Consider the following 13841-nt stretch of genomic DNA (forward strand, 5'->3'; position numbering starts at 1 on the left):
CCTCTTTTTTTTGCCAGACCCTGCGCCTCGCCGTATGAAAGTATTTTTGCCAAGCAAACGCTTGCTAAAAATAAGCGGGTTTGCTAAGGTCGCACCATGATGCCTGACGACCTGCCTGTTGAAGAAGCCGAAGCACCCAAACGCCCGCGCGGCCGCCCGCGCAAAACGGTGGACGAGCGTGACGATGGCAACCGCCGCCACGAACTCTTGGGCGCTGCGGCCCAGCTGTTCCGCCGCAAGGGGTTTGCGGCCACCACCACGCGCGACATAGCCGCCGCCGCCGGCATGCAAAGCGGCTCGCCTTTCTACCATTTCAAGAGCAAAGACGCCTTGCTGTTCGCCGTGATGGAGCAGGGCATGCACGCCGCATTGGCCCGGCAACAGGCCGCGTTTGGGGTGCCGGGTTATGCCACGCTGCCCCCCGCCGAGCAACTGCGGGCTCTGGTGCATGCGCACTTTGCCGTGTTGCTGGGGCCGGGCAATGACTTTGTCCCGGTGATGCTGTACGAGTGGCGCTCCCTCAATGTGCGCCAGCGCAAGGTGCTGGCCAAACTGATTGCCGACTACGAAGCCCTGTGGATGCCGGTGCTGACGGCCCTGCACGCCAGTGGACAGCTCAAGGCCCCGGTGGGTCTGGCGCGCCTGCTGATGCTGGGGGCGCTCAACTGGTCGGTGCAGTGGTTTGATGCACGCAAGGGTGCATCGATTGAAGAGCTGGGCAATGCCGCCGTGTCCTTGTTTTTGAAGGAGTCCTGATGTCCTACGCTTCGGTTTTTGCGCCCGGCTTGTTTGCGGGCAAGGTGGTGGTGGTCACCGGTGGGGGGTCCGGTATCGGGCGCTGTGTGGCGCACGAGCTGTCAGCACTGGGCGCCAAGCTTGCGCTGGTGGGGCGCAAGCTGGAGAAGCTGCAGGCTGTGCAGGCCGAGCTTGCAGAGGATGGCGGCAGCGCCACCATCCACAGCTGCGACATCCGGCAGGAAGACACCGTCAAACACACCGTGGCCGACATCCTGGCCCAGCATGGGCGTATAGACGGGCTGGTGAATAACGCGGGTGGCCAGTACATGACGCCGCTGGAGGCCATCAGTGCCAAGGGCTGGGAGGCGGTCGTCCATTCCAACCTCACGGGCGGATTTCTGATGTCGCGCGAGTGTTACACCCAGACCATGGCCAAACATGGCGGCGCCATCGTCAACATCGTGGCCGACATGTGGGGCTCCATGCCCGGCATGGGGCACAGCGGCGCAGCGCGTGCCGGCATGGTGAGCTTTACCGAGACCGCGGCGGTGGAATGGGCCAACCGTGGTGTGCGCGTGAACGCGGTCGCGCCAGGCTACATCGCCTCCAGCGGCATGGACCACTATCCGGCAGAAATGGCGCCCATGGTGCGCGAGATGGCCAAGACCGTGCCCTTGGGCCGCTTTGGCACCGAGGCCGAAACGGCGGCCGGCATTGTCTTTTTGCTGAGTCCGGCGGCCTCCTTCATCAGCGGCAGCACGCTGCGCATTGACGGTGCCCGCCCGCAGGCGCGTTTGGGTTATCCCATGCGGGTGGCCGATGACAAAGCGCAGGCGCGCGACGGCATTAAACCCTTCAACGGCTTTCACCGCGCCAAATTGCCCAAGGTGTTCACCCCATGAGCGCGGCCGTGGACACGCTGGGGGACGTCGGGCCCGAAGACATTGCCGCGGTGGAAGAGGCGGCGCGCCGCTTCATCCGCACCGAGGTGGCTCCGCACCTGAATGATTGGGAGGCGGCGGGCGAATTTCCACGAGCGCTCTACCAGCGCGCCGCCGATCTGGGCTGGCTGGGGCTGGGTTACCCCGAGGCGTTTGGCGGTACGCCAGCGCCTTGGGCCTTGCGCAACGCCATGACGATTGCGCTGGCCCGGACCGGTGGCAGTGGCGGCCTCATGGCCAGCCTGTTCAGCCACAACATTGGCTTGCCGCCGGTGCTGCGCCATGGCTCACCTGCGTTGCAGCAGCGTGTGATTCCCGGTGTGTTGGCGGGCCAAAAAATTGCGGCATTGGCCATCACCGAACCCGGCGGAGGCACCGACGTATCGGCCCTCAAAACCACGGCGCGCCGCGAGGGCGATGACTACGTGGTGGATGGCGAAAAGGTCTTCATCACCTCCGGCATGCGTGCGGACTGGATCACGGTGGCCGTGCGCACCGACCTGCAGAACAAGGGGGCCATGGGCATCTCCATGCTCATGGTGCCTGGCGACGCGGTGGGGCTTTCGCGCAGCCCGCTCAAGAAGATGGGCTGGCTGTGCTCCGACACGGCGCACCTGCGGTTTGACAATGTGCGCGTGCCCGCCAGCAACCTGGTGGGGGAAGAGGGCACGGGCTTCAAGATCATCCTGACCAACTTCAACGGCGAGCGCCTCTCCATGGCGGCCATGGCGCTGGGCTTTGCCGAATGCTGCTATGACGAGGCCCTGGCCTGGGCGCAGCAGCGCAAGACCTTTGGCAACGCGCTCATCGACCACCAGGTGATCCGCCACAAGTTCATGGACATGAAGATGCGCATCGAGTCCACGCGGGCGTGGCTGCATGCGGTATCGGCCCGCGCAGATGCCGGGGACCGTGGCGACAAGTCCGCCAAAGGCGCAGAGTGGGTGGCGCAGGTGTGCCTGCTGAAAAACCACGCCACCCAAACCATGCAGTTCTGCGCCGACCAGGGCGTGCAGATTCTGGGCGGCATGGGCTTTATGCGCGGCACCGCCTGCGAGCGCATCTACCGTGAGGTCAAGGTCATGATGATTGGCGGTGGGGCCGAAGAGATCATGAAAGAGTTGGCCAGTCGTCAGCTCGGCCTGTGACAATGCCCCATGCCTAAAACCCCCTCTGTTGATGTGGCGCCAGACGCGGCGCTGCAGTTCGAGCCCGCGTTTATTGCAGGCCTGACCCGCATTTTTGAAGAAAGCATTGTCTTCAACCAGGTGCTGGGTCTCAAGATCACCAGCATTACCCCGACCAAGGTGACGGCGCGCATCGCCATGCGCCACGAGCTGGTGGGCCACTACAGCTACAACCGCATCCACGGCGGGGTCATCAGCGCCGGGCTGGACGCCATGGGCGGCCTGGCGGTGATGGCGGCCATCGGCGCGCGCCATATGGACGAGGCGCCCGAGCAGCGCCTGCACCGCTTTGCCAAGCTGGGCACCATTGACTTGCGTGTGGACTACCTGCGCCCCGGCATCGGCGAGCACTTTGACCTGCATGCCGAGGTGATGCGCCTGGGCTCGCGCGTGGCCTCCACACGCATGGAGTTTCTGGGGGCCGACGGCAAGCTTCTCTCCACGGCCTCGGCCGCCTACATCGTTTCCTGATTGCTATCAAAACAGGAGCTGTTGGCGCAGTATCCACGGGCGCTAAAGCCCTGTTTTATTGCATTTTGGTGAAATGCGCCGACTTCTGGTGCCACATCGGCGCTTTGCGCTGGGCGGGATTGGACAAGATTCCGCCTTGCACAGGGAGCCACCATGACCATCACCACACTGGGCAGTGCGCGCGCCAGCACTGCCACCACCAGCAGCCAGACTGCGGCCCAGGCCGCTGAAAAGGCCGACCCCATCACCGCGGGTTTGCAAAAGTCCAGTGGCAAACTGCAAACCCTGCTGAACACGGCCACTGCCAGCCTTTCTACCCTGGGCAAGTTCAAGGCCGCGGTGGCCGCCAGCCAGACCGCCGCCACGGGCCTGGGTACCCTGAAGGACAGCGCCACCAGCGACGAGGTAAAAAAAGCCCTGAACAACTTCGTCAACACCTTCAACACCATGGTGGCTTCCACCCAATCGGCGGCCGCTGCCAGCAGCGGGGTGGAACGCCTCAGCCGGGGCATGACCCGTGCCATGACCGCCGACTTCTCCCGGGTGGATGCCTTGCGCCAGATGGGGTTCACCAAAGCCAGCGACGGAACCCTGACGCTGGACACGGCGAAACTGGACGCTGCCTTCAAGGCTTCGCCCTCGGGGGTATTGGGCACCTTGTCCAAACTGGGCAAGCTGGTGGACAAGGTGGCCACCAAAGAGTTGGCCAGTGGGGGAAGCATTGGCAACACGGTCAATGCCCTGTCCAGCAAGGCCACAGTGTTACAGCTGCAGCACAACGCGCTGCAGAAGGCAGCACAGCAGTACGCCAGCTTTGCGCAGGCTGGAACCGGCAACACCTGGAGTGCTTGAAGCGCGGGTACTCCGGTTGCAACAGGCCGGCAGCCCCACAACAAAAAGCCACCTCGCGGTGGCTTTTTGCTGCGAGGGAATGCGCCCTTATTTCTTGGCTGCGGTATCGCCCATGTAGTCCGACATCACCTTCCACTTGCCATCCGTGATCTGCGACAGTCGGGATGTCCCGCTGCCCAGGCGTTTGGTGGCGGTGAATGTTTGCAGCGGCGAACCAAACATGTCTGGCTGGATGGTGGTGCTGTCCATCACCTTGATGAAACTGTCGGTCGACAGGTTCTTGCCGGCTTTGTTGGCGGCAGTGGCAAAGGTGTTGATGATCAGGTAACCGTAGACCGAGAACACGGTGGGATCTTCGTTGAACTTGGTCTTGTACTTGTTGGCCCAGAAGCGGATGCTGGGGGACTGTTCATCGGTGTAGGGGTTTTGCACCGTCATGGTGGCGTAGAGGCCGTCCATGGCTTTGCCGCCGATCTTGTGGATCAGGTCGGTGTAGGCCGCGCTGGACCCGATGAAGGTGGGGTTGTAACCCAGCTTGCGGGCGGTACCAATGGCGCCAATGGTTTCACGGATGATGGTGCCCAGCACCACAAAGTCACAACCGCTGGCCTGCAGCTTGGACACTTGCGACGAGAAGTCGGTGGCGCCACGTTTGTAAGACGTTTTCTCGGCGAACTCCATGCCGATGGTCTTCAGGCCGTCTTCACCACCCTTGAGCACTTCCAGGCCGAAGTCGTCATCCTGGTACAGCGTGCAGACCTTCTTGGCACCTTTTTCCTTCACCAGCTTGGGCACGGCCAGGCGCATCTGGTCGTAGTAGGGGGCTGCAAACGAGTACTTGAGCTTGTGGAAGGGCTCGTACATTTCGCGCGCCGCGGTGATGGGGAAGAAGTTCGCCACATTCTTCTCGAACTGCACCGGCATGGCCGCCATGTTCTGGGCGGTGCCGATGTGGCCCACCATCATGAAAATCTTGTCCTGGTTGACCAGTTTCTGGGCGGCCAGCACGGCTTTTTTGGGGTCGTAGCCGGAGTCTTCAACCAGCAGCTTGACCTTGCGGCCGTTGATGCCACCTTGTTCATTGATCTCGTCCACGGCCAGCAACATGCCGGCACGGGCCTGTTTGCCAAAACCGGCCAGCGGGCCGGACAGATCCTGGATGGACCCGAGCAGAATTTCGTCTTTGCCGACGCCTTGCTGGGCGCTGGCAAGGGTCGCCGTCAGGGCCAGGGTGCCCAGTGCGATCGCGGTACGCAGTTTCATGGTTGTGTCTCCTCGTTGTTGAAAGGGATGCTGAAAGCCGACAGCCTTTCAGCGGTACATGGCCTCTATCTGGGCTTCGTATTTCTTTTCCACCAGCTTGCGTTTGAGCTTCATGGTGGGGGTGAGTTCCTCGTCTTCTGCCGTGAGCTGGTTTTCCAGCAGGAAGAATTTTTTGATCTGCTCCACGCGTGCAAACTTCTTGTTCACCCGGTCCAGCTCGGCCTGGATCAGGGCCTGCACCTCGGTGGCACGGGTCAGGGACGCATAGTTGCTGAAGGGCACATCGGCGTCCTGGGCGAACTTCTCCACGTTTTCCTGGTCGATCATCACAATCACCGTCAGGTAGGCGCGTTTGTCACCAATCACCACCGCATCGGTGATGTAGGGCGAGAACTTCAGGTCGTTCTCCAGCTCGCTGGGCGTGATGTTTTTGCCGCCCGCGGTGATGATGATGTCCTTCATGCGGTCGGTGATGCGGAAGAAGCCATCTTCGTCCTGCACACCCACGTCGCCGGTGTGCAGCCAGCCGTCCGGGGTGAGGGTCTCGGCGGTTTTCTCGGGCAGGTTCAGGTAGCCGGCAAAGACGTTTTTGCCCCGCACCAAAATTTCACCAGTCACCGGGTCCAGCTTCACCTCGTTAAAGCCAGCCGCCGGGCCGATGGAGCCGGGTTTGATCTTGTCGGCCGGCACGCCGGTAGAGGCGCCACAGGTCTCGGTCATGCCCCACACCTCCAACATGGGCACGCCCAACGCCAGGTACCAGCGCACCAGATCGGGAGAAATGGGCGCCGCCCCGGTGACCAGAAAGCGTGCACGGTGGATGCCAATGAGCTTGCGCACATTGTTGAGTGCCAGCACCTGCGCGACGCGGAACTGGAACTTCAACCAGCCGTCCACGGACTGACCGGCCAGGACCCGTTCGGCAATACGGGTGCCCACGCCAATCGCCCAGCCATAGGCGGCCTGCTGGATGAAGCCGGCCTCCTTCAGCCCAATCATCACGCCGGAATAAAACTTCTCCCACACCCGCGGCACGGCGGTGAACACCGTGGGGGCAATCTCCCGCACGTTCTCGGGAATGGTCTCTGGGTTCTCAACAAAATTGAGCTTGGCCCCGGTGTACAGCCCGAAGTACTCGCCGCCCATGCGCTCGGCAATGTGGCACAGCGGCAGAAAACACATGCGTTCGTCCTGGTCGCTCTGGGCAATCAGGGTGTTGAAACCGCGCACCGTGTAGACCAGGCCCTGGTGCAAGTGCATGGCACCTTTGGGTTTGCCGGTGGTGCCCGAGGTGTAGACCAGAATCGCCAGGTCCTGGGGCTTGCAGGCGTCCACGCGCTGCTGCACCGCCTGCGGGTGGGTGGCGTTGTAGGCGCGGCCCAGTGCGCGCAGCGCATCCAGGCTGATGACGCCTGGGTCGTCCAGCCCGCGCAGGCCTTCCATGTCGAACACGACAATGGTTCGCAACTTGGGGCACTGGTCGCGCACTTCCAGGGCCTTGTCGAGTTGTTCGTCGTCTTCCACAAACAGGACGCTGGTGGATGAGTCTTCACACAGGTAGTGCACCTGGCTGGCTGCATCGGTGGGGTAAATGCCGTTGGACACGCCACCGGCGGACAACACCGCCAGATCGGCCCAGACCCACTCCACCACGGTATTGGCCAGGATGGAGGCCGTATCACCTTGGTGAAATCCCAGGCTCATCAAGCCGCCGGCAATCTCGCGCACGGCATTGGCGGTCTGGTTCCAGGTCCAGCTGCGCCACAGGCCCAGATGCTTTTGCCGCAGCCAGATGTTTGGGCCGCGGCTTTGCACCGCGTTCCAGAACATGGCCGGAATGGTCTCGCCCGCCATGACGATGTCACTGCGCGGTTGAATGTGTGAGGTATCCCAAAGTCCGCTCATGTATTCACCGCCATGTCTTCTTTTTCTTCCAGCGCCGCTCTCCGCGCACGCCGTCTTCCTTCATGCCGAGGTAGAACTCCTTGATGTCGTCCTTCTCGCGCAGGTGGGCACAGGTGTCTTCCATGACGATGCGGCCGTTCTCCAGCACATAGCCGTAGTCGGAGGCGTTGAGCGCCATGTTGGCGTTTTGTTCCACCAGCAGGATGGTGGTGCCGCGCTCGCGGTTGATGCGCACCACGATCTCGAAGATCTCCTTCGTGAGCTTCGGGCTCAGGCCCAGGCTGGGCTCGTCCAGCAGGATCAGATCGGGGTCTGCCATCAGCGCGCGGCTGATCGCCAGCATCTGCTGCTGCCCGCCCGAGAGCAGGCCGGCATCCTGTGTGGCGCGCTCTTTGAGGATGGGGAAGTAGCCGTACACCGTCTCGATGTCCTTGGCCACGCCGTCGCGGTCGGAGCGGGTGTAGGCGCCCATCAGCAGGTTGTCGCGCACACTCAGCAGCGGAAACACCTCCCGCCCCTCGGGCACATGACTCAGTCCCTCCTGCACGATATACGCCGGGTCTTTGGCGGTGATGTCCGCGCCCTTGAACTCCACCGAGCCTTTGCGCGGGTCGATGATGCCGGAGATGGTTTTGAGGATGGTGGTCTTGCCCGCGCCGTTACTGCCCAACACGGTGGCGATCTCGCCGCGGCGCACCTGCAGGCTCACACCACGGATGGCCTTGATGGGGCCATACGCGCTTTCCACGTTGAGCAGCTTGAGCACCGGTTGGTCGCTGATGGGCGGCGGCTGGGTGCTCATGCGCTCACTCCCTGGGTTTGGCGGCGCAGGGACGAGACATCGTCAATAGACCCCAGATAGGCCTCCACCACGCCAGGGTCGGTCTGCACCTCGCGCGGCGTGCCCATGGCCAGCACCTCGCCCTGGTTCATGGCGAGCACGCGGTCGCTCACTTTGGACACCAGGCTCATGTCGTGTTCCACCATCAGCACGGTGATGCCCAGCTCGTGTTTGATGTCCTGGATCCAGAACGCCATGTCGTCGGTTTCTTCCACATTCAGGCCGCTGGACGGCTCGTCCAGCAAGAGCAGTTTGGGTTCGGTGCACAGGGCGCGGGCCATCTCCACCACCTTGCGCACGCCATAGGGCAGGCCGGCCACCAGCGAGTCACGGTAGTGCTGCAGGTCCAGAAACTCGATCACCTCTTCGGCCTTCTCGCGGGCACGCAACTCGGCCTCGCGCGCAGCGCGGGTGAACAACAGGTCCTGCCACAACCCGGTCTTGCGGTGGGTGTGGCGGCCTATCAGCAGGTTGTGCAGCACACTGGCGTGTTCAAACAGCTCGATGTTCTGGAAGGTGCGCGCAATGCCCAGCGAGGCCACGTCTTGCGGCGGCTGCGCAGTCAGTTTGAGCGTGCCCTGCGGGCCCAGGTAGTCAATATCACCCGTGGTCGGGGTGTAGATGCGGCTGATCAGGTTGAACACCGTGGTCTTGCCGGCGCCGTTGGGGCCAATCAGGGTGAAAACTTCGCCCTGCTTCACGTCAAAGCTGACCTGGTTGACCGCCAGCACGCCGCCAAAGCGCACGCTGAGGTTGTTGGCAGAAAGGAGGGTATCAGTCATAAAGAGAGGCCTTGAACGCCGCAGGGCCGCCCCATGGCGTGAGCGCCCCCTTCGGGGGGCAGCGACCCGCGGAAGCGGTGGAGCGTGGGGGCGACGTTCTTCATTTCAGCCGGTCCGATTTCTGGAACGATTTCTGCCGCTTGAACATGCCCTTGCGGTAGAACGGAAACATCTGCAAATAGGTGCGCACCTTGAGCCAGCGGCCATACAGGCCCATGGGTTCAAACAGCACAAAAATGATCAGCATGCTGCCGTAGATCACACTCTTGAGCCCCGGTGCCTGGCCAATGAACTCCGGCAAAAACTCTTTCACGGCCGAAATGCCCTGCGGCAGGATGATCAGGAAGATGGCCCCCAGGAACACGCCGTGGATGGAGCCCAGGCCGCCGATCACGATCATCAGCAACAGGTCGATCGACTGCAGCAGGTTGAACTGGTCGGGCGAAATAAAACGCAGGTTGTGCGCATACAGGGCTCCGGCCACGCCTGCCAATGCTGCAGAGATGGCAAACGACAGGGTCTTGTAATACGCCAGGTGGATGCCCATGCTTTGGGCCGAAATCTCGGAGTCGCGGATGGCCACAAAGGCCCGGCCCGTGGGGGTGCGCAGCAGGTTCAGGATGCCCAGCGTGCAGACCACGGTGACCAGCAGGCACACAAAGTAAAAACCGGCGCCGCTGCCCAGGTCATAGCCCAGCAGCTTGATGGCGGCGACCGACTTGCCCGCATTGCCGCCGGTGACCGACTCCCAGCGCGCAAACACCTCTTCGATGATGAAACCAAACGACAGCGTGGCCATGCCCAGGTAAATGCCCTTGAGCCGCAGGGCCGGCAGGCCCACCACGATGCCGATGAGGGCTGACAAGAAGCCCGACACGGCCAGCGACAGAAAGAAGGGCAAGCCCGCTGCCGTGAGGTAGGCCTGGGCGTAAGCCCCCACGCCCAAAAATGCCGCATGCCCCAGCGAAAACTGCCCGGTGAATCCGGCCAGCAGCATCAACCCCAGGCCCGCCACGGCATAGATCAGCACCAGGTTGAGCTGGGCCAGGCTGTATTCGGCGAGCATCCAGGGGGCGGCCAGCAGAAAGACCGCCAGCGCGCTGTACCAGAACACATGCCCGCCATGTTTGGCAAGGTTGATGTCCTGCGCGTAGTCCGTTTTGAATATGAATCTCACCGTGCCCCCCCCCGAAGCGCCTGTGGCGCCTCCCCCTCAGGGGGCGCTACCAGCGGCCCGGCAAAGCCGGTTCCGCGGTAGCCCTGGTGCGTGGGGTGGCTGGCCTCTACCTGGGCTCTTTTCATACTTTCTTTCTGAGCTGTTCGCCAAACAGGCCGTTGGGCCTGACCATCAGCATGACCAGCACCACCACATAGGCTGCGGTGTCCTTGAAGCCGTCGGGCAGGTAGAAGCCGGCAAAGGACTCGACCAGGCCAATCACCAGGCCGCCCACGATGGCGCCGGGCAGACTGCCAAAGCCGCCCACCACGGCGGCCGGGAAGGCCTTGAGCCCAATCATTCCCATGTTGGCGTGCACAAAGGTGATGGGGGCCAACAAGACGCCGGCAATGGCGGCAACGGCTGCAGCCAAGCCCCAGGCCAGGCCATTGAGGCGCTGCACCGGAATGCCCATGTAGTAGGCCGCCAGCTGGTTTTGTGAGGCCGCTTGCATGGCAATGCCCAGCTTGCTGTAGCGAAACAGGGCAAACAACAACACGCACAAAACGCCGGTGGCGCCGATGATGACCAGGTGCTCCACGTTGAGCACCAGCGCGCCAATGCCCATCTCGTTGCCGCCGAATTTGAGGATTTCGTCCTTGTAGGGCACGGGCAGGGCGTTGGTGTCGGTGCCCATGCCGGGGATCATGGTGATCAGGCCACGCGCCACATAGCCGATGCCGATGGTCAGCATGACGATGGAAAAGGCGGGCTGACCAAGGATGGGGCGGATGACTACACGCTCCAGCACGATGCCGAAGGCCGCCATGGCGACGATGGCGCTGGGCACCGCCACCCAATAGGGGAAGCCCAGCAACGTCATGCCCGCCAGGCCGCCAAAGGCGCCCAACATCATCAGCTCACCCTGGGCGAAGCTGACGGTCTCGGTCGCTTTGTAAATGAGCACGAAGCCCAGTGCGATCAGGCCGTAAATGCACCCTTGTGCGACGCCGCTGATCAGCAATTGAAGGAACTGCACCTTGCCTCCTCGTGTTGTGCAGTTCCGTTATAGCGGGAGCCCCCTTTTTTACCGATAGGGTTCTCACTGATCTCGTAGACCCTTAGCGCAGGGCGGTGAGCATCGTTTTTATTGTGGCGCGATATTTATAAGAAACAGGCCTGTATAGCCCGTGGATATTGCGCAAACAGCTACATAATTTGTAGCGTCAAATGGCGCGAACCGGGATCTCTCTGGGCTGCCCCTTGTCGTCAATGGCCACATAGGTCAGTGACGCCTCGGTGACTTTGATGTACTGCCCCTGGCTGCGAAAACGCTCGGCATAGACCTCCACCTTCACGGTGATGGAGGTGCGGCCGATGCGGCTGACCTTGCTGAAGAAGCTCAAGATGTCACCTACGCGCACGGGTTGTTTGAAGACAAACTCGTTCACCGCCACCGTGGCCATGCGGCCCTGGGTGTAACGGGCGGGCAGCACTGAGCCGGCCAGGTCGACCTGGGCCATGACCCAGCCGCCAAAGATGTCGCCATTGGCATTGCAGTCACCGGGCATGGGGATGACTTTGAGCACCAGTTCCTGGTCTGTGGGTAATTGAACGAGCAATGGGCTTGCATTGGTAGACATGGGCACAATCCTGACTTGAAACTTATCCCGGATTGTCCCCCATGCGCCCCTCAGGTATTCCCGCCGCCGCCCCCATGGCCCCCGCTTCTGCCACGGGTGCCGCAGCCACGGTGCCCCCCAAGTCGGATTGGGACACGCTGCGTCGCCTCTTTCCCTACCTCTGGGCCTACAAATGGCGCGTGATCGCCGCGCTGGCCTTTATGGTGGGCGCCAAGTTGGCCAACGTGGGGGTGCCGCTGCTGCTCAAGAATTTGGTGGACGCCATGACACTGAAGCCGGGCGACCCCGCCGCACTGCTGGTGGTGCCGGCCGCGCTGCTGCTGGGCTACGGCGCGTTGCGCCTGTCCACCTCGCTGTTCACCGAGCTGCGCGAGTTGGTGTTTGCCAAGGCCACCGAAGGTGCGGCGCGCAGCATCAGCCTGCAGGTGTTTCGCCACCTGCACGCCATGAGCCTGCGCTTCCACCTGGAGCGCCAGACCGGCGGTATGACGCGCGACATCGAGCGCGGCACGCGCGGTGTGCACTCGCTCATCAGCTATTCGCTCTACAGCATCATCCCCACGCTGATCGAGGTGGCGCTGGTGCTCACGCTCTTGGCAGTCAAGTTCGATGTCTGGTTTGCCTGGATCACCATCGTGGCGCTGGGCGTCTACATCGCCTTCACCATCACCGTGACCGAATGGCGCACCCAGTTCCGCAAGAAGATGAACGACATGGACAGCACGGCCCACAGCCGCGCCATCGATTCGCTCCTCAACTACGAAACGGTGAAGTACTTCAACAACGAAGAGTTTGAAGCCCGGCGCTACGACGAAAACCTGGAGAAGTACCGCCGCGCCGCCGTCAAGAGCCAGACCACGCTCTCCCTGCTCAACACCGGGCAGCAGCTCATCATCGCCGTGGCCCTGGTCACCATGCTGTGGCGCGCCACGCAGGGCGTGGTGGAGGGGCGCATGACATTGGGCGACCTGGTCATGGTCAACGCCTTCATGATCCAGCTCTACATTCCGCTGAACTTTCTGGGCGTGATCTACCGCGAGATCAAGCAAAGCCTGACCGACCTGGAAAAGATGTTCACGCTGATGGAGCGTGAACGCGAGATTGCCGACGTGCCCGGTGCCCAGGCGCTGCAGCTGGCCGCCAGCGGTGCCGACGCCGCCGTGCGGTTTGAGAACGTCACCTTCAGTTATGACCCGGCGGGCAGCACCGCTGCCGCGGGCACCACGGCACGCACCATCCTGCATGGCATCAGCTTCGAGATTCCGGCTGGCAAAACCGTGGCCGTGGTGGGCCCCAGTGGCTCGGGCAAATCGACGCTGGCGCGCCTGCTGTTCCGCTTTTACGACGTACAGCAGGGCCGCATCACCATCGCCGGGCAAGACATCAAGCAGGTCACACAAAGCAGCGTGCGCCAGGCGATTGGCATCGTGCCGCAGGACACGGTGTTGTTCAACGACACGGTGGAATACAACATCGCCTACGGCCGCCCCGGCGCCACGCGCACCGAGGTGGAGGCTGCCGCCAAGGCCGCGCACATCCATGCCTTTATTGCTGCGGCGCCCAAGGGTTACGACACCATGGTGGGCGAGCGCGGCCTGAAGCTCAGCGGTGGCGAGAAACAGCGCGTGGCGATTGCCCGCACCCTGCTGAAGAACCCGCCGGTGATGATTTTTGACGAAGCCACCAGCGCACTGGACAGCGCCAACGAGCGCGCCATCCAGGCCGAGCTGGCCGGCGTGTCGCAGAACAAGACCACGCTGGTCATCGCCCACCGGCTCTCCACCGTGGTGGACGCGCACGAGATTTTGGTCATGGACGCCGGCCACATCATCGAGCGCGGCACCCACGCCCAGCTGCTGGCCGCCAACGGCCGCTACGCAGCCATGTGGGCCTTGCAGCAGAGCGCGGAGTGATTTAAGGGTATTTTTGGCCTCTAGCCCCCGTGGTTATTGCGCGAGCAGCTCCTTAATTAATAGCATTTTTCGCACAAAACAGGGGCTTTGCCGGGCCGCGTACACTCTGCGCCCACGGCTTCTCCTCCGCTTTTCTGACTCTTGTTTGC

13 protein-coding genes are annotated in these 13841 nt (G+C 62.5%); 6 read left to right on the forward strand and 7 right to left on the reverse strand.

Features of this window, described 5'->3' with window-relative positions; all coding sequences use genetic code 11:
- The first annotated feature begins 96 nt into the window (after positions 1–96).
- The 5 genes from AC3WS7_RS07310 to AC3WS7_RS07330 all read left to right on the forward strand — a co-directional run bounded on the left by AC3WS7_RS07310 (position 97) and on the right by AC3WS7_RS07330 (position 4189).
- Positions 97–756 (forward strand): TetR/AcrR family transcriptional regulator, encoded by a 660-nt coding sequence (locus tag AC3WS7_RS07310; protein WP_492655893.1) that lies wholly within the window; start codon positions 97–99, stop codon positions 754–756.
- A complete protein-coding gene (locus tag AC3WS7_RS07315; protein ID WP_492655894.1) occupies positions 756–1640 on the forward strand; it encodes an SDR family oxidoreductase in 885 nt (294 codons plus the stop codon). The genes AC3WS7_RS07310 and AC3WS7_RS07315 overlap by 1 nt, the downstream gene beginning before the upstream one ends.
- The gene (locus AC3WS7_RS07320) at positions 1637–2827 is read left to right on the forward strand and encodes an acyl-CoA dehydrogenase family protein (protein ID WP_492655895.1); all 1191 of its coding nucleotides are present in this window, start codon (positions 1637–1639) and stop codon (positions 2825–2827) included. Before AC3WS7_RS07315 ends, AC3WS7_RS07320 begins: the two co-directional genes overlap by 4 nt.
- A 9-nt stretch (positions 2828–2836) precedes the next feature.
- On the forward strand, positions 2837–3337 hold the full coding sequence (locus AC3WS7_RS07325; RefSeq protein ID WP_492655896.1) for a thioesterase family protein: 501 nt from the start codon (positions 2837–2839) through the stop codon (positions 3335–3337).
- Between the two features lie 153 nt (positions 3338–3490).
- Entirely contained in the window at positions 3491–4189 is a 699-nt protein-coding gene (locus AC3WS7_RS07330; protein ID WP_492655897.1) for a hypothetical protein, read from the forward strand.
- A gap of 87 nt (positions 4190–4276) precedes the next feature.
- Here the strand turns inward: AC3WS7_RS07330 and AC3WS7_RS07335 are convergent, their stop codons facing one another.
- The 7 genes from AC3WS7_RS07335 to AC3WS7_RS07365 all read right to left on the reverse strand — a co-directional run bounded on the left by AC3WS7_RS07335 (position 4277) and on the right by AC3WS7_RS07365 (position 11779).
- Entirely contained in the window at positions 4277–5452 is a 1176-nt protein-coding gene (locus AC3WS7_RS07335) for an ABC transporter substrate-binding protein (RefSeq protein ID WP_296467563.1), read from the reverse strand.
- Between the two features lie 48 nt (positions 5453–5500).
- Complete coding sequence (locus AC3WS7_RS07340) at positions 5501–7357, reverse strand: AMP-dependent synthetase/ligase (RefSeq protein WP_492655898.1); 1857 nt, start codon at positions 7355–7357, stop codon at positions 5501–5503.
- Between the two features lie 4 nt (positions 7358–7361).
- Positions 7362–8159: an ABC transporter ATP-binding protein gene (locus AC3WS7_RS07345; RefSeq protein ID WP_492655899.1), complete on the reverse strand. Its 798-nt coding sequence runs from the start codon at positions 8157–8159 to the stop codon at positions 7362–7364.
- On the reverse strand, positions 8156–8980 hold the full coding sequence (locus AC3WS7_RS07350; RefSeq protein WP_492655900.1) for an ABC transporter ATP-binding protein: 825 nt from the start codon (positions 8978–8980) through the stop codon (positions 8156–8158). The genes AC3WS7_RS07345 and AC3WS7_RS07350 overlap by 4 nt, the downstream gene beginning before the upstream one ends.
- Before the next feature lie 100 nt (positions 8981–9080).
- Positions 9081–10157 (reverse strand): branched-chain amino acid ABC transporter permease, encoded by a 1077-nt coding sequence (locus AC3WS7_RS07355; RefSeq protein WP_296467555.1) that lies wholly within the window; start codon positions 10155–10157, stop codon positions 9081–9083.
- Between the two features lie 121 nt (positions 10158–10278).
- The gene (locus AC3WS7_RS07360) at positions 10279–11175 is read right to left on the reverse strand and encodes a branched-chain amino acid ABC transporter permease (RefSeq protein ID WP_296467553.1); all 897 of its coding nucleotides are present in this window, start codon (positions 11173–11175) and stop codon (positions 10279–10281) included.
- Between the two features lie 187 nt (positions 11176–11362).
- Positions 11363–11779, reverse strand: coding sequence for an acyl-CoA thioesterase (locus AC3WS7_RS07365; protein WP_296467552.1), 417 nt, complete (start codon positions 11777–11779; stop codon positions 11363–11365).
- A 41-nt stretch (positions 11780–11820) separates the two neighbouring features.
- On the opposite strand from AC3WS7_RS07365, the gene AC3WS7_RS07370 reads away from it, so the two are divergent.
- Entirely contained in the window at positions 11821–13692 is a 1872-nt protein-coding gene (locus AC3WS7_RS07370) for an ABCB family ABC transporter ATP-binding protein/permease (RefSeq protein WP_492655901.1), read from the forward strand.
- Positions 13693–13841 lie beyond the last annotated feature (149 nt).

The organism is Rhodoferax sp. EU05-FHT12H12, assembly GCF_058791215.1.